The following is a 23348-nucleotide window of genomic DNA, read 5'->3' on the forward strand; positions in this document are numbered from 1 at the left end:
AATCAGGATAGATGCGACTAATAGGCAATACGAAATCAATCTTTACACTTCAAATGCATCGTTATTTTGCATCAAAAAGATGCGAAAATGGACTATTTCCAGTATTTGCGATATCCGTTAAAAAAATTTTTGTTGCTAACTGGACGTTCAGCCCTTGTGTTTTTAATATGTCGTTTGCCTTTTCAGCAACATCGCTATCCATTCTGAATTGAATTAATTTCTGGTCCATCATGATTCCCCTAATAAATATTTTTCACACACGTGTATAATAGATTTTACATACAATATCGTTAATTAAAGATTTAGTACGATAAATAAGACCAATGAGTCTATGAATCAGAATTGCCCGTAGTTTCCTACGCATAAGAAATCGAGGTCGTTATATGAATCGTTATGGAAAAACAATTAGATCAATTAGAATTGGTAAGGGACTAAGTCAAAAGGATTTGTATACAGGTATCATCTCTAAATCCTACGCTATCGGTTTTGAGCAAGGTAAACATAATATAACTATCAATTTATTTGAAAAAATTATCCAACGGCTTAATATGAACCTAGATGAATTTTTCTTTCTTTATCGAGATACAAATTCATCATTAGAGACAGATTTATGGTATGAACATGAAAAATTTGGTCGCTCATATGATATAAAGCAATTGTCACATTTATTAGCTGTCCTACAAACGCAACAGACACCCATTGGTCTAGTTCGAAGTGCTTTGGTTAAAGCTCGAATCAAAATCATTAACGCAACGTTATCAGATTCAAAGCTTATTCAACCGGCAAGGATTATTAATCCAGACGATTTGTTATTAATTCAGAGTTTTTTATTTACAGCTCAAACATGGACACTTGAGGAGATAAAAATTCTTGCAAATACGCTGTCGCTTTTTGAACCTGTTTTACAAGATCAATTTTTTTCTCAAGCACAGAAATCATTTACGCTTTATCAGTCTTATGATCGTGGAAGAAGTGTTTTTAGTTCCCTATTCATTCATATGATTGTTGAATTGATTAAAAGAAATGAATTAACGCGTGCAGAATCTTATTTGAATCAACTATCGGATTTGATTGACTACTATGAAGGTGCGGTTTATAAAATTCTTGTCGTCTATTTACGTGGCATATTACAAATCAAATCAGGTCAAAAAACAGCGGGTCATAAAAAAGCACGTCGAGCCGTCGATCTACTTGCAAGTTTAGACTATTCCGATTTATCCGCATTCTACGGTGCAATGTTAGACAGAATTGTCTAAAACCATTTGCGGTATCAACCTGAATACCTCAGAAAATGGACAAACCACCGATCACAGTGTGCCGGTGGATGTATATACATAGTAACATATTGATATTACAGATATCATGAAAGTGTTTTCATTATTAAATTCCGCTTTCGTTTATTATCATACAAATTACATCAAATAAAAAACGCACTAATTACCAAATTAGCACGTTTCAACTGTTTTCATCCGTGATGTTCACAAAGACACCACATTCACTAAATTCTACTTAGATTTTACGCCAAATATCGCTGACACAATCAACACCAAGATGACTGCCCCAATGATTGACGGCACAATCGCCATGCCTGCGAGGCTGGGGCCCCAGCTACCTAAAAGCCACTGACCAAGAGTAGAACCTATTAAGCCGGCTAAAATATTACTAATCCAGCCCATTGATTCACCCCGATTAGTAAGTGCACCAGCAATTACTCCAATCAGTGCACCAACAAGAATTGACCATAACATAATAATACCTCCATTCATATGTTAGCAATTATCATTTATTATCTATCATATTACCATGATATGTAAACGTTTTCAACGTAACGCACAACGTACTTAACGTTTGTTCCTATTGGCGTAATTCACTTTTAATTTTTATTTGTAATTGCTCAGTCGTTTCTGGTATCACGGCGCCAATAAATTGCATGCCTGTCCGTTCAGCCCAATTAGCAACAACATTAGTAATCGGCGATATGACAGCTGCTGGATTATTACCTTGGACTAATAATGTGACTTTAATTTGAGAAAACTGCTCTCGGTATTTATCAACAGTACGATCAATAAATGTTTTCAGAGTACCTGGCATATCTGAACAGTACACCGGTGTTGTGATGACTAGGTTATTAATTGATTTAAATTGCATCACAATTTCATCTAACTGATCATCTTGAAAGCTTTGCCCAAGTGGATAGACCCGGTAATCCACCAAATTAATTTGCGAAAATTCGATACCACTAAGTATTTGTTTTGCAAAGTCAGTTGAATGTCCTATACGATTTTGACTGGCATTCAATACCACCGTTTGAAAATTTGTCATTATTGTTCTCCCTATTTATAAATTACAATCTCAATGTTCTCATCTAATTATAACGTATTCTTTTTTATTTATTTAATACCATAATATACCGTAAATATTCAAAAATCTGGCGTAGGCGTTCCTGGCATTTCATCCAAGTAAAGCACCATTGAAATTTTCTTTTTAAGTACCGACTGTTTGCTCTTGAGGAGCGACCATTGATTTGATACAAACTTTTTCGGCTGGTAAATGAAAACTGATTTTGACTGAGCTGTGGTGCACGAAAATGGTTGATTTCAAGTAAATCCCGTCGCCATTTTGGATCAACGGATTGAATTAACACATCCAACCGTTGATGTGTTATATCATTTGCATTTGCATAATTAAAGCTTGCACCATTCACAATTCCATTCACAGTATTATCATTCATCATAGTTAATTCATTTTGAAATTGACCGAAGCTATTTAAAATAAATTCACTATGAAAATCAATGACAATTTTGTAGTTACCGTTAGCATAGCCATCCGGAAACTCACCATATCCAAAATTCGCTTTTTTCTGATGCAAACGATCTGATTCATCACTTGAATAATTGATATGCTGGGTAATTAAATAGATTAATAATTTTTCTCGATCGCTGCGCATTGGTGAAGCAAAATTATGACGAACATATTCGGCTTGCTGTAAAGATATTACATAACGTAAATTATGCAATTTTTGTCCCAATTTATCCTGACTTAATGTGTTGGGCGCTGGATATGCAAGTTGAACTGTTTTTGCCAAATCATGCCAAAATGAATGATGTGGTGCTAGTGTGGCAGAAAATCGACGTAAAAGGTTTTGCGTGGGAATCATTTCCGATGCTAATTCTAATGGCACTCGAATTATCTGACATAGTAATTCGATTTTTTGGCGTGCAGTTTGGCTTTTGTTTTGTAGCGGCCAGTTTTGCCAAAAAAGCATAAAATTGATCGATCCAACAAGATACAACTCGCTATCAGTAATATTAAGTGTCTGGATTAACACATCAATTGACTTTAGCTTTCTAAATTGTAATTCTTTGAAGTAACGCCTTACTGAATCGAGATGCCATCCTTGCTTTAACCATTTAAGTGCATAACCTTGTAGCAAAATGCGTGTTCGCTGCTCTTTACTAAGTAAATCGATTATTTGTGCTAAGGAATTATCTATTTTTACGCCTTGGCCTTCATCTGGATGAACCATATCTCATACATCCTATTTTTATTTTATATTGCTAGTATAACCAATTAAATTAATCTTAGCCCAATTAGTTGTGCCATCATACACGTGATAGTTTTCCATCCACCAAATTATAAATCTTATCAGCATATTTCTTTAATCGTAAGTCGTGAGTCACAATAACAATGGCTTTATGCTCACGACTTGCAATTAAACCAAATAAAGCGCCAATTTCTTCAACCCGTTCACTATCCAGTGCTGAGGTTGGTTCGTCAGCCAAAATAATGGTTGGGTCGGCAAATAATGCTCGTGCGATGGCCACCCATTGCGCTTGGCCACCAGACAATTCACTGGGATATTTTTCCAAAAGATTAGTAATGCCTAATCGCTCAAGATAATGGTTGAATGTTACATTGTCTAAGTTATGGTCCGGCTTCACTTTCGTCACTAACGAAAATTGTTCCTTCACTTGTAAAAATGGCACCAAATTATATTTCTGTAAAATAAATCCTATTTGAGATAAACGTAGATTTTCAAGTGACTTGACAGATAAATTACTAATGACATCACCATTAATCTTGATTTCGCCAGTAGTTGGTATCTGTAGGCCACCGAGTAATGTTAATAATGTACTCTTTCCAGAACCAGAGGGCCCGATAATCAGTGTCACTTCATCCAGTTCTGCTGTAAAATCAACTTCCTTGATTGCCTCAACCCGATTGATACCTCGACCAAAAACTTTTGATACATGGTGTAATTCTAATACTGGCATATGTCTATCCTCCAATGGCACTGATTGGTTCAATTTTTGAAATAATTCGAATTGGGATTAAAGCCCCCATTGTTCCAGTGATGATAATGGCTAAACCAATACCAGTTAATAAAGGTGTATCAAAGTACATGGGCACGCTCTGAGGCAAGAATAATCCAGTTAGAGCAGCTAAACCACCGGCAATGCAAATTGAGACAATCATAATAAACAGTGTCTCAAACAGCGTATTACTAATTAAGTAACGAACAGGAATACCTTGTACCCGCAAAACAGCAAAATTTTGCTTCTTCTGCATTGTTAAAATATATAAGAATATTGTGACAACAATCAATGAAATCACAACTAGAAATCCAATCATAAAAATAAACGTGGTCGTTTGCGCGACATAACCGGGCATTTTATTAATTAGCGTCTGCTTTGAAATAATTGCCGTATTTTGTGGTTTTTCATTAACCGATAACACTTTTTTTGAAATGATCCCGCTTCCAACAAACTGTTGGCTAACACCTTTGATTAAATGCCAATTTTCTAACTTGCCATAAATAATTGGCGCGATATTATATTCTGCATTTTTCACAAAACCGACAACCTCATAGATTTGATGCGATTGTCCAATATGCATTTGATGATGCAATTTGACACCATTATTTTTTAATTTATCTGAGACAATGACCTCATTGCTCTTTGACGGCCACTTACCAAATTCAAGCGTCAAATTACGAAATATAAATTCCGAAAAATTTAGTCCAATGTAATTAACTGACAATCGTTTACTGTCGATAGTTGCAACAGCCGGTGCCGTAGCAACCAACGCAACGTTTTCATTATCACTCTCTTGATAGTGAGCAACCTGTTTTTGATTTAACAATGATTGATTAAGATTGACATTCGCATCTTGGCTAATTACCACTGAGTTTGTCTGCCATGCATCTACAGCAGCTGTGTTTTGATTAGCCAAACCTAATGCCAGTGCACTTAAAATAAAAATAAGATAGCTAATCAGCATTATAACGGTAATGACTAACCCATATCTAAATTTATTATGTCGAATTTCTCGTATCGATAAAAACATGTGTGCCTCCATTCATTGATTAAAGAATTATTGCAGTGATCAATATATTTATTGCAAAGACTTTACAAGTATATTATATGTTTTAAATATACAAAAAGATAGCGTTTACATTATTAAAGGCGCGTACTTCAAATATAGTGTGACATTAATGAATGGCGATCAAAACGTAACCGTTTGATAGTAAAATAAAACACTTAAAAACGAAAATGTTTTTAAGTGCATCTTTTTGACGGCATTAGAATTGACGTCTAGTTTTGCCGGTTTTGCATAAATTTTGTTTGCCCAATTTTGAGCCACTTTAACAAATAACCCATGAATAAAAAGACGATGAATATAACCAAAACATTTAATGCAACCTGTTTCAAACCATATTTCTGGATGTTGATGAAAAAATATGGATATGGGCTATTAGTTCCTGGGATGTTTCGATGTGTTCCCTCTGCGTAAACGATGATGAAGGCAAGATAAATTAATGGAATTTCAGTCCACGTAATTGGCTTTAACTGGTATTTTGCTTGGTGCGCAACAAAAATTAACCAGTCAATAAATACTAATAATGGTGTCAACGTATGCACAAGAAAATTGGCAATGATATCTGGTGCATAGGTGTTTGCCTCAATTCGTCCAGCCAGTAGAATATTGAAAATCAAGCCGGTGATCATAATCATCAACATGAACGCCCCCATCTGATTTTCTCGCAAATTATAAATCTTGTTTTGAGACTTAATATTTTTAATGACTAAATATACAAATTCACCAAAAATAATCGCGTTACTTAACACCGTGTAGTATAACAAGGCATCCCAATTAAAAATTCCCTTAAAAATTCCTATTTCGTACGCGACACCTACGCCACTTGAAATAACAATTAATATCCTGAATAATAGCATAAACTTTCGATAGTACTGCATTTAAATTCTCCTAATGAAATATAATTACAATGATATTGTATACCATTTGACTAATTAAATATATTAAAAAACAGATCATAAAGACCTGCTTTAAAATTCATTTAGATATTTTTCTTTTTTAACCAGTAAACACCGTACCCACTTGCTAAGATTAAGCCAGCAAATAGGCAAACAAATGCCAATACTTGAGCTGTAGATTTCAATGATTGACTAGCGGTTTGAGGCAATGCAATCGTTTTTGCAGGCGCTTGATGTACTGTGTTAATTGGCGTGTTTGGTTGAACTGGAGTAGTCGGTACAACATTTAATGTATTGATAAAATCTGTCCCAACTTGTTGACTTGAATAGTTAGAAACTTCTACCTCAGTCACTGTGTAGTTATATGGTAATCCATTTGTATCAAGTGCAACTAGATGTTCAAAACTATATTGCCAATTTGTCTGCTCTGAAACACGTTGCTGATCAATAACTTTCCCATTTTGATGTAATTCAACAGTTATAGCATCCGGCCTTAACTTGGCGGCATTGCCATTATCTCGCCAAATTTTTTTACCAGCAACTTTAGTATATGTTGAACCTTGACCACTACCACCGTATTCCGGACTATATACGTCAGTCACTTCAGTCGTGATATTATCACCAGATAATTCACCATAATTCTCGTAGCTGTTGGCTGCTCCGCCGTCTTGTATTTTAGTTTCATAGTCAACGACAATCGTATCATCGATTGATCCTAAATCAATATGGAATTTAGATGAACTATCTTCAAAAATAGATTGATTCGGAATATTATTCATCACGGTGAAATCAACGCCATTTGCTGCATAAACCACATGGTAAGCATTGATTGATCCAGTAACTAGTTCTTGATTAGCACCAATCTGATCAGTATAAATAGCATTGTCAATTTGAACCTTTGCATAATTTAAACGGACGCGCCAGTGGATAATACTTGAATCCTTATCATCGTACCATCCCCACTTAGCAATTTTTTCGTCCGTGTCAGGTTTTGTATTGCCGGTATCGACATTTACATCAGTTGATCCAGCATTCCCCCAATCAAGATGAACGGTAGTTTCATGGCTTATTTCGGTCATATTCCAATTCACCCAGACTTTAAATGACCCAGTAATGCCTGATGTTTTAGCTTCCTGTGCCCCAAAATCAGTCAACGTAATGGTGACTTTACCAGTTGTATGATCTGCAACCGCATGCCCAATGACATTTCCTTTTGCATCCTTAATATCAAAATTAACATCATTTGAAAGCGTGAGTTCCTTTGGAATAGTAACCGTCATTGTGTCACCGGCACTAATATTTGTACCTGCGGGTAAGTTAAATTGCCAATTTGCTTGCATCGAATCATATTGACTAAAATCGGTTTTGGGGTTGCCATTCTCATCTACTAATTCTGCTTTTGTGATATACGTGTCTCCATAATCACTTGCAGCATGAGCAAGTTTTGGAATTTGGGTTATACTGCCAAATATCACAGTCAATATTGCCAACAACGTGACAGTATATCGATTAATTTTATGATTAAACATGAGTTATTACTCCTTTTTAATAGTTTCAACTAACGGGCAATTAAAATGTTTGAAGCTAATAAATATAATGTTCGTGCAAACTCACCATTATTAGCTGAAATATTCGGTGGATACACTGCACTTATTGGACTTTGGTTATTGGTAACATCACTACCTTTGTCTTGAACCATCAATTGATGGTTTGCTGTATTATCAGTTACTGCCTGTAAGCTTGATGTACGATACGGTTGCCATAAAACGATTTGTTGTTTTTGTTCCGGTGTATCAATTTTTTCTGGTGCTTGCTCAACTTTTTTTGGTTGTTCATCTTGCTTAGGTGCCAAAACAATAGGTGTTCTGGGCTTCTGTACCACTTCACTGACTTGTTTGCTATAATGCAGCGTTAATTCTTGATCAGAATCCGTAAATTGCAAACCAGATGGTTGGCCACTCATTTCGTCATAGCCATCAACTTGTCTTGTCGGCATACTGAACTCATCACCAGGATATCCTCGATAGGTTTCATCACTCTTAATTTTTAAGCCAGCATCATCGACAAAATGAACCGTTACTTGTGACGAAATGGTTTGATAGTCAAGTTCATCGACTGAAACACGCTGTGTAGAATACTTCACACCCGTACCACCAGTTATACTAAAATATGCGCGGTTCTCTGGGAAATTAGGGACATCCAGTGACCATGATGCTTGGCCAACATGAATGATAAATCGCTTTTGCTCGGCTTGATAATTGATTTCAACTGTTTGTTCATCTTCATGCGGCCACGTAAATGCTTGATCAGTACTGTGAACATTAGTGATGTAACCCGTTGAATCCACTTGATAGAATCCACCAAAAGATGAATGTTGAAAAATATCTGGATCTTTTTCATAGGAATCGCCGTCTACCCAATTATAAAAAGTATCTAATTTAAAACCTACCCCAGATTGTTTGGGAATACCAAGACGTCCGCCCTCACCTCGACTTTGTGTGTAGTAGTCGCTTGGATGTTCACCACTAAAGAAGAAAGAGATACCATCTCCAATCCAACGATGATTCAAGTCATCAATTGAAATACGGCCCTTAAAATGAAAATCAGACTGTGGATCGAAAGGATATTTAAAACTAATTAACCCATGCTGATAAGGTTGACCAGGTGTCAAAAGATAATCATTTTCGCTCACTTGATTCGCAATGCCATATTGATCTGTTGTACGTAAAGCTTGATTATTAATTTCAGCACTTATTGATTCATTTGAAACGGTAGCCATCAATATGCCACCAGCTAACATTGATGTTAATGGTTTATACTTCATAATTTAACTCATTCTCTCGCATTTCTTGTAAGAACAATGTCATTTTATCCTTTTTAATCTCAATGACCTGTTCACCGAATAAATACCAATCTTCAGGAGTTGGTGGCTCTAACCAAATAATTGTACGTTTCTTAGTTTCGTCAGTAAACATATAATCAGACAAAATAATATCTGCTAAATTTGGATCATTAGTCACCTCAACATCCATCCACTGGAATGAACGAATTTGAGTCGCCAGCCACTCCGTCAATGCAGTACCGGCCGAAAAACTCAGGTAAACTGAAATGTTGTTTTTTTCTGGTAATAATTCATTTTGTTCGAGCAAAACGCACAAACGAATGAATGTTCGCATTGATACGGTACTCTGCGTTTCTATTTGAAAATGTTCACGTAACGAATCGGCAATATAGAAAGCAACGGGTGAATTGTCAATAAAGTAGCGTTTACGAAGTTGGAACATATCGTACTCTACAAAATTTGGTCGGAGGTAGCCCGCTAATAAGATTAAAAACAATTGTTTTTTAATCTTACCAACCGGCTGCGCTTCTTGTAGTTGGGTGCGTGCCATGTGTGAAAAAACGCGTTCAAACACATTAACTAAAGATGATGTCAGTTCAAGCTCATTCATCCGATCAATTTGTAAGAAATCTTCTGAGAGCAAGAAGAAAATAATGAATTGAATGCTGTTGGAATGCTCTAAGTGCTTTGCTACATCATGCCAAACACTGGATGCATCTAAATTTATTAAGAGTTCATCAACACCAATTTGTTGATATTGGCACAGATCAATGATCATCAACATTGATTCAACTTGCCGTTCAAAATGTGCGTCGATGAGCTGATTTTGAATTAAATATGTCACAAAAGCACGAGATTTAATTTTTTGACTAGTTTTAATGTCGGCCCATGAATTTAAATTAAAATCATAAGATCGTAATATTTCATAAACAAAATAAACGTTACGTACCTTCTGTTCATTGGAAATATCATCACTAAAATCAATTTGATTGACCTTCAAGAAATCTTTTAATTGTTTTTTAACTGTGAAGAAATAGCTTTCGCTCCACCCGTACTCCACTTGGAAGTTTACAGGCGTAATTTTTTCTTCAGCAATGATTGATGTGAGGAAAAAATAGCATTCTCAGAGTGCTCAAAATACAGTTTTCGTAATTGTAAATTGATGAATCGTGATAAAAATGGTTTTTTAATAATTGTGCGTTTCTTAACCTCTAACAGTACAGGTAAATTTATACTGAGTGCATCCAGATTAATGTCTTTAACCGCCTGTTTAATCAAATAATCAGATAAGAACATCTCAGTTGCAATGGTGTCAAATTCGATAATGCTTTCATTTATTTTAAGAAGAAACTCAATTAATTGAACTTTTTCGATGTCGCGACTATTTAGAAAAAAATTGTCAATTTCCATAATTTCTCCATTCATTTTTGTTTAAGTATTTATTTTGCATACTGTTTCAATAGTATCACTATTTATCATCACTTATCCATTTTTCAAAATTTGGCCATGATTGATCGTTTACTAAAACCCGAGGTGGCATTTTAGGATTACTTCCTGAAATAACAATACCTGCATCTAATGTCACCATCGATACAATGCCATGATCCGCCATATAGTTAGACAAATACTGATTCGGTGCGCCATATGGATACGCAAAAATGTCAGCTTTACGCCCAAGATGTAATAACATGGCATCCTGGCTACGTTGATAATCAGTTCGCAAACGCTTATGTGAAATATCTGTTGATAAGACAGGTTTATTGTTTAACTGGTAATGTAGGTTGTTCGTGTGTACGCCAACAGTTGCTAAGGGATCCTTAGCCAATCTTTTGATGTCAGACCATGATGCCATCACTGAGCCGTCCATATCTTTATTTACTTTTCCAGTAATGACATAAAATGTGAATGGAAATTGATATTGTTTTAAAATCGGATAGGCATTCTCGGGCATTGTCCGATCAATGTCATCAAAAGTTAGTACAACATATTGTCCTTTTATTGTGGGTTGTTTAGTCATTTCAAGCATTTTCTGATATGAAATCACCTGCACGTGATGCTGCTTTAAGAATTTCATCTGTTTTTTAAATTCAGAAAACGGCACATTATAAGTGTGAATCTGTTCATTATTGTTGACTGCCTTAATTCCCTTTACCACCCATGATTCATTCAGAATACGATGATAATTTAAAATGATAATCCCGTCGTGATTAACAAATGACCCAGCATAAGTGTGGTTGACGGGTGGTTGACTTTGCACTTTCAAATACGAACCATAAATATCAAGAGATAATACCGATAGAACGATTAAAATAAAGGCGATTCGTGTTTTATACGTCTTGTGCATCTTTATGCTCTCCAAGTTGAACAAAGGCGATTAGCGCTGGAATGAGCCAAATACTTAATGGCATTAGCATTAATGTCACAATACTTTTCAGGGTTGATTCATTAATACCTAAGAAAAGTTGCATGACACTGAGTGTGTCTGTGTAAACATGTAATAGGTTAAATAGTGTCATACCTAGCATAATGAGCACAAATCCCCAGCTAATAACGATGATGATTTGCTCAGTGAAACTGAAATTTTCTTTTTTTCGAATAATTAATGTTTTTCCCATCGGTTATATTCCTCTATCTGGACTTGTCCATGTCCCGTTACCTTTTTGACCAAAAATTATAGCGATTTCTGATGATATTGAAGCTATAAAATTACCACCCCAATAGAAAACATAGAATACAGGCCAAACCCTCAGATCACGTAAAGTAAATTGACTTGCATGTCTATCTAGAACTAATCCAATCAAACTCACTACCATAGTTAAAATGATATAAATAAGTAAGACCGTAATTTTGGCAATCAGTTCGCCAGTTGCTAGATAGATAAAAATAAGTTTGACAAAACTAAATGCCAATGACCAAGCCCAAATATGGCCCATAATCATTTCGCCTAACAAAAATGTTTTAAATGTATCGGGATGCTTAAAGATGATACGTAAATTTTTAAGAAGTACTTCAACACCACCGATTGCCCAGCGTTTTCTTTGAGCCAGAAACCCCTTTATTGTTTCAGGCGCTAAAATATATGAAATGGCATTCGGACTATATTTGACTGAATAACCATGTTGATAAAGTTTCCAAGTGACATCGATATCTTCAGTCATTGCATTCACATCAAAAAAATCAATTGCTTCTAAGGCTTCGGTTCGATACATCACGAGAACACCTGAAACTGACATAATTGATTCAAATAAATATGACTCAGCGCGTTTGATGCCATCAATTGTTGTCATATATTCAAAAGATTGCAATGTGCCAAGAATGGTCGAACGATTCCGAACCACTGGCTTACCTGTTACTGCCCCGATTTGTGCTTGATCAAATTCAGCTAACAAATATTCAACAGCATTAGGATCAATAATCGAATCTGCATCAATCACTAAAACAAATTCGGCTTGATTCACATGTTTTAATGCATAGTTTAAAGCCCGAGCTTTACCACCATTCTGCGACATTTCAACTAACGTTAGGGCTCGCCAATCATATTCTGTTTGAAAGTTTTTAATTTTTTCAACCGTATTATCGGTACTAAAATCGTCAACAATGACAAATGATACGTTCGGTAGTGATAATTGGTACAAAGCCGTTAATGTATCGTCAATAATAGCTTCTTCATTGAAAACAGAAATCATAATATTGATCGTATTCGACGGCAGTGTTACTTCATCAGTGCTGTTTTGTACATGCTGCCTGAAAAATATTGCACCAATAGCCCATCCAATTGACATAATCAAAGGATAGACGAGTGTGTATCCATCTAAAATGTTTGAAATTCCTTGAATTAATCCAGTCATCTTACCGTTTCCTCTTAAAAGCTGCATTAACGACCAATGTGACTGATATACCTATCAAACTAGCAAAGATGAAAGATATAATATAAGTTACACTTCCATATGTTAATCGATCATTTATGGCCGGGAGATAATGTTTTAACATTGGATATAAAATTTGATCGGTGATATCAGAGGCTAGATATATGCTGAGGGTTGCATTTGAAATTAATTTCAATCCTGGAATACGTAACCATTGATCCGGTATCCTTAGCATCATAATCATCAATAAGACTGACATCACTAATACTTGATAACCAAAATAATCATTATAATCAGCCCATTTAAATATATGATGGTCATTAATAAAGAAATTAATTGTCCCAAGTAAAACACTGGTCATCACAAAAATGGGTAATATTATACGCCAACGAATATGACGAATTTTCTCTCGGTAGGTATGAATATAGGCCCCGATGAAGTAATATCCGACGGGATATGCCGCTTGGAAAAAATCAGGTACAATCTTACCTGCCTGATTTAAAAGACTTGGTACAAAGAAAATCATAACCGAGAGGATAACAATATACCGATGAAACCAAACATCATTTTCATGGCGATGCCAAACAATATTGAATAATGGCATCATAAAGAATAACGGTATATACATTTCAACATACCAAGCGTATGAATCAGTTGAGAAATCAAAAATACCACGAATGGCGTCATTTAAAGGCGTTGTATGCCCCAAGATTAAAATTTGAGCACCATAATCCAATAACGAGATAATAATGTATGTGATGATTACAGGGTATATCTTTTTTAACTGTTGTGCGGTTAACTGTTTTGTGTGCGATAGATAGCCTGTGACCATAATGAACAATGGTACCGCAGTTATTAAGAATAATCGCATGAATAACCAAAAGTATTGGATGCCACTATTAAGTGGAACGTCATAGAAACCACTATTGAGTAGGAAATGAACATTGACCACGAAAAATACAGCCACTGCTTTAATGAGATCAATTTGTGCTTCTCGTCGCATGGTACGATGTCCTCCTTTGACAATCCAACCGCTATAATCACTTTTTTCAATACAAATATCACTCCTTAATCATACGGTCATATGCATTAAAATAACTTTTCAGATTTTTCGTTTTCATAAAAAATGAAAAATTATTTCGTTTTGAAATTAATTTAATAACTACTCATACATTTTTGTAATCAAAATGTTACTTATGAATTTATTTAATATCTGCTACGCTATTAAATGGATAAAGGAGGGCATACAATGCCAAATAATTTAAAAGAAGAACTTATTTTTACTGGACTAATGGCTGGGATGATGGTCTTTGGGATGACGTTTTATAATGTGACTTTACAAAACGGTCTTAACGGTCACGCCGTCCTTACCACTGTCACAGGATTTCCCTTCGCATTAATTGTTGCTGCACTGATTGATTTATTAATAATTGGTCCATTTGCGAAGCAACTATTTTTTTCAACTGTTAAGCGTTTCAATTTTGAACCAAAAGGAATTCACATTGGATTGGGTATTTCAATTCTCATGGTTTTAGGAATGGTGACATGTATGTCATTATTTGGTCTCATCATGGGCAAAGGTATTGCCTCAGTTTCCATGTCCAATTATTGGCACGCTTGGCAACTGAACGTCATTGTGGCGTTGCCGCTTCAATTAATAGTCGTTGGTCCATTTGCACGTGCTATTCTTAGCCGAATTCAAACCAACTAAAAAGATGCTTAACAGATAATCTGTTAAGCATCTTTTTTTATTTCGTTATTGTTTGACGGTCGGATTTGCTTTTTGTATTCTGTCCAACTGACGTGCCTTGATAATTTCGTCCTTCTACGACGACGTCTATATTTGATCCAATCAGATTATTAAATGTCGTCAAAACAAACCCATGAATTGTTTCACTTGGCACCACACCGACATATGGTATGTTATCAATCATCATTTGAACTAAATCGCCAGTATGAAAAACACCTGCCACTCGAACTTGTTTGATTTGCGCAGAACTACCATCAATGTTGTCATGATATGGTCCTACCATTTTGACCTGTGCCAATTGCTCATCAGGTATTGCATATTGAATTGCAGTAGTAACGGTATCAGCATGAATTGCCGGATGACTGATTAAATTAAAGGTCCCAAAATTAAAATTAATCAGAATGGTTGCCACAGAACTAGCGACTAATACCCGCATACCTGTTGTCTGAGTTGCTTTTTTAATTCGTACTTTTTTAGTCATCACATTGCCTCTTTCCTAATCGATAAATTCATTATTGCAGAGGAAAACTAAATCAAGCTTTGTTTGAACTAAAAGTTAGCTTAAATTGTATTTCTAAGACTTTCTTTAATTTGCCATTATCGCTAATGACCACTCGTAACCTTGATGCCTATAAGTCCAATAATCAACAAGGCGACAAAAAACCAAGTGCTGCCCGCAATGCGGTCTTGGAACAAGAAAACACCTAATACTAATGCCCCCACTGCGCCAATCCCGGTCCAAATTGGGTATGCAAGGCTCAATGGTAACTGTTTTAATGATATTGATAAGAACAGAAAACTTAGCACCATCCCTAAAATAGTAAAAATCGTATACCAGATTTCAGTAAACCCATTGCTTAATTTCATTGTCGTTGCCCATACAACTTCAAAGATCCCCGCTAAAAATAAAAATAACCACGCCATTATTAAAACCTCCAAAATAAAAAGTAACGTTCCCAAACTTCTTCTAAGACCTACTGAAGTTTGTTGCGTTACTTTTACTCTAAAATCTCCCGGTGGAGATCATTATTATAATTACATTAATTGTTGACTAACATCTATCTTTTAAAAATATGCTAGCCCGTCATGCTAATTAATCTTGATGCTCGTGTTTCTCTTTCAGGTTGTCAACACTATCATTAAATTTTCCAGCAACATCCTCAACTGCGTCTTCAACCTTGTCTTTGGCATCACCCAAGATATCTTTGGCTTTTCCTAGAATACCTTGCGCTTTGCCTTCTGCTTCAAGCTTTTCATCACCGGAAACATCACCGATGACTTCTTTCGCTTTACCAACTGTTTGATCTTTTGCACTTGCAACTTTGTCTTCCAATGTCATAGTAGTCTTACCTCCCTTATTAGATTACTCTCATTGTATCAAAAAAATGTCACATTTTCAAATTATTAATTTCATTTAAAGGCCTTACACATGTTTGTATATGAACAACATTTTATTGTGTTCGCTGTAGCTAAATCATATCCAATCAAAATTCAGACGTTTCCCACTCAAATACAAGTGTTTATCAAGCCTTTTTATTGCCTTTACACTTGAACTATAATAACATCCTATACTTCGTAACTTTGACTCCCTCATTCCCAAAGATTTATCAGTTATCCTCGATTTTTTGAGGTACTTATACTTTATTCTCCGTTCACCTAGAATCAAAAAAATCAGATTCCCTCAGGTCCGCTGTGGACTGTCTGATTACTTATTTGTTACTGTTTTACTTGTAGTCATATAGAGATAGTAAAAGCTTGGAGTAGAACGATGGGGAAATTTATAATTTATCAAAATGAAACAAAACAGTTCATTTTGACTTTATTAGGTTTACTTTATGATTTTAGCAAGTATAGGCATCGGAACTAAAACTCGTATGATATATATATTCAATTCTAAAAGGGGATTCCATATTATGAATTTGATAAAATATCTTCTAAAGTGAGTGGTGCTGGATACGCCGTGATTTTCTCATTTTGAATTAAATTCTGTACTTTATCAATAAATGAGTGAATTTCTTCATCACCACGTACGTATTCAAAATTCTTAACCGGATAATTCCACCATTTTAGATTGTTAAGCGCCGTAATTGTTTGTTCGTCATACCTATAACGGATAATTTTTGCCGGTACACCACCGACTATACTAAATGGCGGTACATTTTTGGTCACTACAGATCTTGATGCAATTATGGCACCATCACCTACCGTCACTCCGGATTTGAACAGTACATCCTGTCCCACCCACACATCATTTCCAATGATCACATTTTTCGAATAATACCCTTTGTCATCCCATGCGGTGTCCGCAAATACATCGTTCACGTCTCGATCAAAACTTAATCCAATTCTTTCAGGATAGTAAGTGATGGGTGAGGTGGTAAATCTATCGGAAGGATGTTGTGAACTCATAATTTGAACGTTAGGTCCAATTGAAGAATAACTTCCAATTTTGCTACTAAATGACAGTTCACTGTTTGTCAAGGAATTAAATCCAATGCTTGGAATTTGTTTTGATTGATGATACAAAAAAAAGTCGAATGGCTACCTATTTTGATTGATTCATCAACTCGAATTACTTCATTAATATTTAAATCACTTCGAAAATACACATTTTTATCGTTTAAATACTTTTTTATATTTTCCGTAATAACCAAATTATTCATATTTTACCACCTTAATTTTTAGAAATTATTGGGATTGATTGTTGTGTTTGCGACTACTCGAAAGCATCATTGAAAATGTAATATATCTGATTATCAATATTTACTTTATTTATAAAATATCCATCTGCAGACTCGTAAGTACGTTCAATCAGTACTAGTTCGTCAATAAGGTTCAAACTGCCCGTCGTACCAATAACATCTATTTGATCTGATCGATAAAAATAATGTTTCGCAAAAACATCGTCAATATTAATCTTAGGATTATATACGTTGAAATTTTTTTTAACCTTTTTATAAAGTGGCTCATTATCTTGAATTGTATGACTTATTTGATCCACTGCATATCCCCACGGAATTGTGTTGGTTATTGAATCAATAGATAGATCATTACTGGTTACAGAACTATCTTTATTTATTCCGGAAATTGCCCATTCAGCAACAGACCTTGGTTTTTCCCACCCATGTGCAACTAACGCTAGCACCGCTGCGTCAATTAAAGTAGAAGTCACACCGACTGGATTCATTTCAACAGTCCATGTGGACATAAATTCATGCCCGAAATATGGTGGTTCACTCTCGCCCGCGTTATTCCCAACTCGTCCACCACCTAGATGTGCAATGCCAATTGCATGTCCCATTTCATGTGCAGCTAGTGCTACCAGTTGATTATTTCTATTAGACTCAGATAGATTTTCCAAGTGAAAATTATCTGGATAACAAACAATCCCCTCACCATTATATGTCTGTCCCATCAGTGTAGTGCTACCCTCTATAGAAGGTAAATCATGTATTATTTCATCACTTAAAGCTGGATCTACTACATATTTAATAATCTCAGCGCCAGCAATTGTATTCCATAGATTGGCAGCAGCTCTAACTACTTCTTCTGTTATTATTCTTGATTGAGTATGAATTTGAAGAATGCCATCTTCTCCAAGAAATGTTTGAATTGGTCCACGCCCCCCATTTGCGTCGATCTGAACTAAGACGTGATCTGTAGCCACAAGATCATAAGATGTATTTCCACTAAATTTGTCACCGTGTGTAATAGCAACTAATGCATCTAAATCTCGTTGATGACGGGAATCAAAAACGATTTCACCGTTATCTCTTGCAAATCCAGGCGTATTTTGAAATTCTCCAATCCCCCCTGTCCAAACATATTCTTAAATTTAAGATCTAAGCTCATTAGAGTTTTCATGCCACATTCTTCCTCGCCTTATTTAAAATTAACTACTCAATGCATTTAATATCTCATATTCTGCGTATAATTACAAATTTCCTATGATTAATGTATATTTTTTATATTTCTGATTGTTCTCCGCTGATAGACTAATAAGTTTGTCAATGTCGCAGTCAATTACAATCTTTGTTTCATACTGGCTGCAATATCATTTACGGCTTATATTCAAGGTTAATTTCTAGGCTTGTTTATCCAATCACTTTTTATAGATTATCTCACTTATTTTTCGGTGAATTTACATTACTTCTTAAGTTTCAAAGTTAGTCACAAGATGACGAATCTTCCATTTCACGAAAGGTTAATAATTATTCACTTACAAAAAATGGACTTTTTCAATCCGCAAAATGTAAGTATGCCCGTGTTTCTATGTCAATATGTTATTCATAAAATTTCAAAGATTCACTAGACAAACTACGCAAATAATGGTTCTCATTTGAATCAGTTAGTAGAGAAATTAGAATCATTGACGAAATATATTGACATTTTTGACCCTCTATCGTGATTAATAAGGCAGCTGTTTTTGAAATCTGGCGAACTGTTCATACTTCCTATTTTCGAACAAAGCATGGCTGATTGAAAACAAACGATAAATCCTGTAATTAACAAAACATTATCAAAAATAAGTTGAGTTATCACAACATTTACATACTTAAAAATTGAATAAAATTCTACAATCCTATCTTCGTCATTTGCTGAGAAATACTTCAATATTTTTTTCACAACATTCTTTTCACCTACTCTACAGAATTGAAAAGCACTTATCCTTCCTGCTTTTTTTAATCTGGCATAGAGTCGATCTTAAATTTCAAAATATTTACTTTTGGAATATTCTGACTTGACTTATCTTCAGGTTATATAGTTCTTTTGTACTGAGCAATCCACTGAAGATCTAATATATATTCGTCGAACGAACTTAAAAATCGCACTAAACAGATCACTATTCAGCGCGATTTCATTACGATGTATAAAGTCATAAAATTTAACAGTTAACGTATTTCAAAGCCTCTAAAATCAATGGACCCACTTCCTTCATATCGGAAAAACAGCGGAACTATACCGGTTAATTCAGTTGTAATTTCTGCTTTTACTGACGTCCAATCAACGCTTGGAGAAATTTCGATCTCAGCAAATTCAAACCTAGATTGCTCCTCCGTTTGTACAATCATTTTCCCTTCTCCGGTACCACGTATTTCAATATTTATTTCTCTTGGTGATTTAAGTTCAAAATATTTAAATCCCGCTACTGAGCCACTACTCATATTCGCGATATATTGATCAGGATCCTTCTCCCGATCAATACCACTCTGCGTAATTTTTGGATGATTGTTTTGATTTTTTGATATCATTAAATCAAAAATTTTCATTGCACCACTTCTATTCCATAAATTACAAGCAATTCCGGCACTATAATATCCTGTTCCGACCAGTGGACCATCATTCAAGCCACAGCTAGTCATTTCAACCATATTAAAGGAGCCATCTGCATTACGCTCAATCTTCTCAGCAACCCCTTGTCGTGAATATTCCGTATATCCTGTCTGACGATGCCCAAAAATGTAATAACTATCTTTAATTTTCACCAGCGATCCATGATTATTACCACCATATGCCTTTGCCACGTCGTTCCCATGATATCCAATATCCATATTAGAATGTAATACCCCACCAAAAACGAATCCATGATCTGGGTAATCACTTACAGCATATGCCAACTCATGATTCGAAGTAGTGGAATAGATTAAATAATATCGATTATCAAACTTACGAATAGAACTAGCTTCAAAAAAATCATGTCCCTCAAAACTCGTTCCGCGACTATTTTCCCATCCTGGAATTAATTTTTTAGGTTTAGAAATAATCGTCTTCATATCATTGCCCAATTCAACAACGTCACTTCCCATTCCGCTAAAAATAAATTTAATTTCTGAAAAATGCTCCGTGACGTAATTAATAAAATCAGCTTTTGGTGAAAATCCAGTATATAACCAAATCCTTTTATCATCATCAATAAAGATACCCGGATCAAATTGATATGCATCTCCCTTTTTTTTTCCTAATGGGACACCATCTGGATGAGAAACTGTACCATAATATTCATACTTTCCCGCTGGTGTATCACAAACTGCGATAGAAACCTGGCTAACGAATTCATCAAATCCGTAATATAGATAAAATCGCCCATCTTCACCTTGTATCACATCAGGAGCATACATTTTATATTTTCCGTCTTTATTTATTGGATCTTGCTCTTTGTGATAAATATATCCTTCAAAATTCCATTCTGTCAGATCGTCAATTGGGGTCGAATAACAAACATAATCATTCCAGCAATATGCCTCACCATCAAATTTATCGTGACTGCCAAATATATATAGACGATCCCCAAAAACACGTGGTTCTCCATCAGGTACGTACTCATATAGGGGTAAATAGGGATTAAAAACTTGTTTTTTCAAAAAAATTTCCTCTTTCTTCAAAATATACTTTAATTTTTATCTTGTCTTTCGAAGAGTAAGTGGGGTTACTCCTGTTAAATATTGGCTACGTGCATCTGGTTGTGAAGTTGATACATAAAATTGATATTCTCCCAAAACTAATTTACGTTTACCATCAAAATCAACAAGAGTAAACGTATTCTTATCTAATTCCACATCAACATCTTTAGATTCACCTTTATTCAAATGAACACGTGAGTAGCCTACTAAACGAGTATTCTTCACCTCTAATTCTGAGGACAAATGTTTAACATAAATTTGTACAATATCATCTGTATCATATTCGCCAACATTTTCGATGCGAACTTTCATCAAATTATCAATCAATTCTGCATTCACAATTTCCATCTTTGAATATGTTAACCCATATCCAAATGGAAATAGTGCGGACTTCTCGATGTATCGATACGTGCGATTTTTCATTGAGTAATCTGTGATCTCTGGCAACTCATCTGTTGTTTGATAGAATGTTATTGGTAATTTTCCACTCGGACTTACTTTTCCGAATAAAATATCTGCAACAGCGTGCCCCCTTGAGCACCTGGATACCAATTCATCATAATAGCTTTTAAATTATCATTTTCTTCAGCGCCATTAAAAGTTAGGGCACTTCCTGCATTGATTAGCAGAATTGTTGGTTTGTTTAATTTCAATATCTCATCCATCAGATGTTGCTGTAATCCTGGTAATTCCAACGTCTCTTTATCACCAGCACCGTATGCATTTCCTGCGTCTCCATTTTCGCCCTCAAGAGTGGCATCTAGTCCAAGTGATAGAATGACAACATCACTCATCGTCGCAATTTTTAATGCCTCACTTAATCTATCATCTTCTCTTGCCACCTCCTCAACTTTCATCTTATTCAAATGGCAGCCCTGAGCATAATATATCTTTACTGCTGATCCAACCTCATCTTGAATACCTTCTAAAATCGTTGTATAACGCGATGCCGTTCCCTGATAGTTTCCTTCCAATGCTACTCGACTATTAGCATTTGGTCCAATAACGGCGATTTTATTTATTGCTGATTTATCTAACGGTAATCCCTGTTCATTTTTTAATAAAACACAACTTTTGAGTGCAGCATCATAGGCGATTTTTTTATTCTTTAGACTCTCGACTTCCTCATAATCGATGTGGTCGAATTCGCAATCCGAAGAAAACATTCCAAGTTTATAGCGTGTTGTAAAAAGATTAACTGCTGCCCTTGTAATTGCATCTTCAGTAATTATTCCTCGTTCAAGAGACTGATACAAAGCTTTAACCATCACACCATTCACTAAATCAACACCCATATTGACACCCGCTGCAATGCCTTCAGGTTGATCTTTAGTATAGTGTTGTTCCATAGTTAAATTTTCTAGTCCTAGGAAATCACTAGTAATGTGGCCTTTAAATTGCCATTGTTGACGTAAGATATTAAATAATTCTTCATTCAAGGTTGCTGGTACGCCGTTAACAAAATTTAATGCGGTCATAACCGATTCAACATCAGCTTCAGTCACGCAGGCCTCGAATGCTGGTAGATATGTTTCTTGCAAATCTTTTTCATTTACGATTGCATTTACCATCAATCGTCCATCTTCGGGACCAGAATGCACAGCGAAATGTTTAGCACAAGCAGCTGTCTTTAAATATTTTCCGTCACCTTGCATGGCCTTAATCAAGGGTACTGCCGTACTCGCAGTTAAATAAGGATCCTCACCAAATGTTTCATGTCCCCGTCCCCATCGTGGATCTCGAAAAATATTAACATTTGGCGACCACAACGTCAGTCCTTTATATACGTCGATGTCTCCAAACTCTTGCGCTGCATTGTACTTAGCACGCGCCTCTGTTGAAATGACTTCACCTATGTTTGACATCATTTTTTTATCAAACATCGCTGCTAATCCAATTGCTTGAGGAAATACTGTTGCGACACCCCCACGAGCGACACCATGCAGTGCTTCACTCCAGTAAACATATTTTGGAACGTTTAGTCTATCTATCTCTGGTGCGACAACGCCTAATTGTAGGACCTTTTCCTCAAGAGTCATTTTCGCTACTAATTTTTGCGCTTGTTCCCTAGCATTTTTTTCTCTTACATTCATGTTAAACTTCCATTTCCTAATTTTTTGTCTAGATAAATTTTATCTGACTACCAAACTAATTACTTGAAATTTAAACCTGTACCTTCAATGACATTAATAACAGTTCAAATTGAGTGATTTC

At 35.4% G+C, this 23348-nt stretch carries 24 protein-coding genes and 2 pseudogenes; 2 read left to right on the forward strand and 24 right to left on the reverse strand.

All coding sequences use genetic code 11. The features are described from left to right. Positions 1-61 precede the first annotated feature (61 nt). Entirely contained in the window at positions 62-232 is a 171-nt protein-coding gene (locus H9L19_RS07915; protein WP_243198175.1) for a type II toxin-antitoxin system RelB/DinJ family antitoxin, read from the reverse strand. Between the two features lie 151 nt (positions 233-383). Here H9L19_RS07915 and H9L19_RS07920 point away from each other — a divergent pair, with 151 nt between their 5' ends. Further along, a complete protein-coding gene (locus H9L19_RS07920) occupies positions 384-1256 on the forward strand; it encodes a helix-turn-helix domain-containing protein (RefSeq protein WP_187529110.1) in 873 nt (290 codons plus the stop codon). Between the two features lie 249 nt (positions 1257-1505). Here the strand turns inward: H9L19_RS07920 and H9L19_RS07925 are convergent, their stop codons facing one another. The 14 genes from H9L19_RS07925 to H9L19_RS07990 form a co-directional block, all read right to left on the reverse strand. Next, positions 1506-1748 (reverse strand): GlsB/YeaQ/YmgE family stress response membrane protein, encoded by a 243-nt coding sequence (locus tag H9L19_RS07925; protein ID WP_187529111.1) that lies wholly within the window; start codon positions 1746-1748, stop codon positions 1506-1508. Between the two features lie 106 nt (positions 1749-1854). After that, positions 1855-2322, reverse strand: coding sequence for an NAD(P)H-dependent oxidoreductase (locus tag H9L19_RS07930; protein ID WP_187529112.1), 468 nt, complete (start codon positions 2320-2322; stop codon positions 1855-1857). Positions 2323-2386: 64 nt separating this feature from the next. After that, complete coding sequence (locus H9L19_RS07935) at positions 2387-3526, reverse strand: DUF3114 domain-containing protein (protein ID WP_187529113.1); 1140 nt, start codon at positions 3524-3526, stop codon at positions 2387-2389. A 76-nt stretch (positions 3527-3602) separates the two neighbouring features. Further along, positions 3603-4274, reverse strand: coding sequence for an ABC transporter ATP-binding protein (locus H9L19_RS07940; protein ID WP_187529114.1), 672 nt, complete (start codon positions 4272-4274; stop codon positions 3603-3605). 4 nt (positions 4275-4278) lie between these two features. Next, complete coding sequence (locus H9L19_RS07945; protein WP_187529115.1) at positions 4279-5346, reverse strand: ABC transporter permease; 1068 nt, start codon at positions 5344-5346, stop codon at positions 4279-4281. Positions 5347-5594: 248 nt separating this feature from the next. Then, positions 5595-6257 carry a Pr6Pr family membrane protein gene (locus H9L19_RS07950; protein ID WP_187529116.1) on the reverse strand — a complete coding sequence of 221 codons (663 nt, stop codon included), beginning with the start codon at positions 6255-6257 and terminating at the stop codon, positions 5595-5597. Between the two features lie 101 nt (positions 6258-6358). Next, a complete protein-coding gene (locus H9L19_RS07955; RefSeq protein WP_187529117.1) occupies positions 6359-7804 on the reverse strand; it encodes a collagen binding domain-containing protein in 1446 nt (481 codons plus the stop codon). Between the two features lie 29 nt (positions 7805-7833). After that, positions 7834-9099, reverse strand: a complete 1266-nt coding sequence (locus tag H9L19_RS07960; RefSeq protein WP_187529118.1) for a lectin-like domain-containing protein — start codon at positions 9097-9099, stop codon at positions 7834-7836. After that, positions 9089-10177, reverse strand: coding sequence for a hypothetical protein (locus H9L19_RS07965; RefSeq protein WP_187529119.1), 1089 nt, complete (start codon positions 10175-10177; stop codon positions 9089-9091). Before H9L19_RS07965 ends, H9L19_RS07960 begins: the two co-directional genes overlap by 11 nt. An 8-nt stretch (positions 10178-10185) precedes the next feature. Next, positions 10186-10542 (reverse strand): hypothetical protein, encoded by a 357-nt coding sequence (locus H9L19_RS07970; protein ID WP_187529120.1) that lies wholly within the window; start codon positions 10540-10542, stop codon positions 10186-10188. A gap of 43 nt (positions 10543-10585) precedes the next feature. After that, positions 10586-11461, reverse strand: a complete 876-nt coding sequence (locus H9L19_RS07975; RefSeq protein WP_187529121.1) for a polysaccharide deacetylase family protein — start codon at positions 11459-11461, stop codon at positions 10586-10588. Further along, a complete protein-coding gene (locus H9L19_RS07980; protein WP_187529122.1) occupies positions 11445-11732 on the reverse strand; it encodes a hypothetical protein in 288 nt (95 codons plus the stop codon). Before H9L19_RS07980 ends, H9L19_RS07975 begins: the two co-directional genes overlap by 17 nt. 3 nt (positions 11733-11735) lie before the next feature. After that, positions 11736-12965 (reverse strand): glycosyltransferase, encoded by a 1230-nt coding sequence (locus H9L19_RS07985; protein WP_187529123.1) that lies wholly within the window; start codon positions 12963-12965, stop codon positions 11736-11738. 1 nt (position 12966) lies between these two features. Then, complete coding sequence (locus H9L19_RS07990) at positions 12967-13986, reverse strand: acyltransferase (protein WP_187529124.1); 1020 nt, start codon at positions 13984-13986, stop codon at positions 12967-12969. A gap of 246 nt (positions 13987-14232) precedes the next feature. Here H9L19_RS07990 and H9L19_RS07995 point away from each other — a divergent pair, with 246 nt between their 5' ends. Beyond that, positions 14233-14694: a DUF2798 domain-containing protein gene (locus tag H9L19_RS07995; RefSeq protein ID WP_187529125.1), complete on the forward strand. Its 462-nt coding sequence runs from the start codon at positions 14233-14235 to the stop codon at positions 14692-14694. A 37-nt stretch (positions 14695-14731) separates the two neighbouring features. On the opposite strand, the gene H9L19_RS08000 is transcribed toward H9L19_RS07995, so the two are convergent. The 9 genes and pseudogenes from H9L19_RS08000 to H9L19_RS08035 all read right to left on the reverse strand — a co-directional run. After that, positions 14732-15214: a hypothetical protein gene (locus tag H9L19_RS08000; RefSeq protein ID WP_187529126.1), complete on the reverse strand. Its 483-nt coding sequence runs from the start codon at positions 15212-15214 to the stop codon at positions 14732-14734. 122 nt (positions 15215-15336) lie between these two features. After that, positions 15337-15657, reverse strand: coding sequence for a DMT family transporter (locus tag H9L19_RS08005; RefSeq protein ID WP_187529127.1), 321 nt, complete (start codon positions 15655-15657; stop codon positions 15337-15339). Between the two features lie 169 nt (positions 15658-15826). Next, positions 15827-16072, reverse strand: coding sequence for a CsbD family protein (locus tag H9L19_RS08010; RefSeq protein WP_187529128.1), 246 nt, complete (start codon positions 16070-16072; stop codon positions 15827-15829). A 772-nt stretch (positions 16073-16844) separates the two neighbouring features. Beyond that, positions 16845-16992, reverse strand: a pseudogene (locus H9L19_RS08525) (CatB-related O-acetyltransferase); the annotation flags it as partial. A 218-nt stretch (positions 16993-17210) separates the two neighbouring features. Then, positions 17211-17396, reverse strand: coding sequence for a hypothetical protein (locus H9L19_RS08020; RefSeq protein ID WP_187529130.1), 186 nt, complete (start codon positions 17394-17396; stop codon positions 17211-17213). A gap of 53 nt (positions 17397-17449) precedes the next feature. Further along, positions 17450-18400, reverse strand: coding sequence for a zinc metalloprotease (locus H9L19_RS08025; RefSeq protein WP_187529131.1), 951 nt, complete (start codon positions 18398-18400; stop codon positions 17450-17452). Positions 18401-19625: 1225 nt separating this feature from the next. Continuing rightward, positions 19626-21095, reverse strand: coding sequence for a family 43 glycosylhydrolase (locus H9L19_RS08030; protein ID WP_187529132.1), 1470 nt, complete (start codon positions 21093-21095; stop codon positions 19626-19628). A 36-nt stretch (positions 21096-21131) separates the two neighbouring features. Continuing rightward, complete coding sequence (locus H9L19_RS08350; protein ID WP_420855812.1) at positions 21132-21557, reverse strand: fibronectin type III-like domain-contianing protein; 426 nt, start codon at positions 21555-21557, stop codon at positions 21132-21134. Further along, a pseudogene (locus H9L19_RS08035) lies at positions 21549-23227 on the reverse strand (glycoside hydrolase family 3 C-terminal domain-containing protein); the annotation flags it as partial. The pseudogene H9L19_RS08035 and the gene H9L19_RS08350, both read right to left, overlap by 9 nt. Positions 23228-23348: the final 121 nt, after the last annotated feature.

Origin of the sequence: Weissella diestrammenae (assembly GCF_014397255.1) — a bacterium.
Classification (GTDB): Bacteria; Bacillota; Bacilli; order Lactobacillales; family Lactobacillaceae; genus Weissella; species Weissella diestrammenae.

Coding starts and splice junctions, on each gene's coding strand:
- H9L19_RS08020 (WP_187529130.1), bottom strand. CDS start 17,396: ATGAATAATTTGGTTATTACGGAAAATATAAAAAAGTATTTAAACGAT.
- H9L19_RS07990 (WP_187529124.1), bottom strand. CDS start 13,986: ATGCGACGAGAAGCACAAATTGATCTCATTAAAGCAGTGGCTGTATTT.
- H9L19_RS07970 (WP_187529120.1), bottom strand. CDS start 10,542: ATGAATGGAGAAATTATGGAAATTGACAATTTTTTTCTAAATAGTCGC.
- H9L19_RS07935 (WP_187529113.1), bottom strand. CDS start 3,526: ATGGTTCATCCAGATGAAGGCCAAGGCGTAAAAATAGATAATTCCTTA.
- H9L19_RS07925 (WP_187529111.1), bottom strand. CDS start 1,748: ATGTTATGGTCAATTCTTGTTGGTGCACTGATTGGAGTAATTGCTGGT.
- H9L19_RS08000 (WP_187529126.1), bottom strand. CDS start 15,214: ATGACTAAAAAAGTACGAATTAAAAAAGCAACTCAGACAACAGGTATG.
- H9L19_RS07945 (WP_187529115.1), bottom strand. CDS start 5,346: ATGTTTTTATCGATACGAGAAATTCGACATAATAAATTTAGATATGGG.
- H9L19_RS07920 (WP_187529110.1), top strand. CDS start 384: ATGAATCGTTATGGAAAAACAATTAGATCAATTAGAATTGGTAAGGGA.
- H9L19_RS07940 (WP_187529114.1), bottom strand. CDS start 4,274: ATGCCAGTATTAGAATTACACCATGTATCAAAAGTTTTTGGTCGAGGT.
- H9L19_RS08010 (WP_187529128.1), bottom strand. CDS start 16,072: ATGACATTGGAAGACAAAGTTGCAAGTGCAAAAGATCAAACAGTTGGT.
- H9L19_RS07995 (WP_187529125.1), top strand. CDS start 14,233: ATGCCAAATAATTTAAAAGAAGAACTTATTTTTACTGGACTAATGGCT.
- H9L19_RS07930 (WP_187529112.1), bottom strand. CDS start 2,322: ATGACAAATTTTCAAACGGTGGTATTGAATGCCAGTCAAAATCGTATA.
- H9L19_RS08005 (WP_187529127.1), bottom strand. CDS start 15,657: ATGGCGTGGTTATTTTTATTTTTAGCGGGGATCTTTGAAGTTGTATGG.
- H9L19_RS07955 (WP_187529117.1), bottom strand. CDS start 7,804: ATGTTTAATCATAAAATTAATCGATATACTGTCACGTTGTTGGCAATA.
- H9L19_RS07985 (WP_187529123.1), bottom strand. CDS start 12,965: ATGACTGGATTAATTCAAGGAATTTCAAACATTTTAGATGGATACACA.
- H9L19_RS08350 (WP_420855812.1), bottom strand. CDS start 21,557: ATGAAAAATCGCACGTATCGATACATCGAGAAGTCCGCACTATTTCCA.
- H9L19_RS07980 (WP_187529122.1), bottom strand. CDS start 11,732: ATGGGAAAAACATTAATTATTCGAAAAAAAGAAAATTTCAGTTTCACT.
- H9L19_RS07975 (WP_187529121.1), bottom strand. CDS start 11,461: ATGCACAAGACGTATAAAACACGAATCGCCTTTATTTTAATCGTTCTA.
- H9L19_RS07915 (WP_243198175.1), bottom strand. CDS start 232: ATGATGGACCAGAAATTAATTCAATTCAGAATGGATAGCGATGTTGCT.
- H9L19_RS07950 (WP_187529116.1), bottom strand. CDS start 6,257: ATGCAGTACTATCGAAAGTTTATGCTATTATTCAGGATATTAATTGTT.
- H9L19_RS07960 (WP_187529118.1), bottom strand. CDS start 9,099: ATGAAGTATAAACCATTAACATCAATGTTAGCTGGTGGCATATTGATG.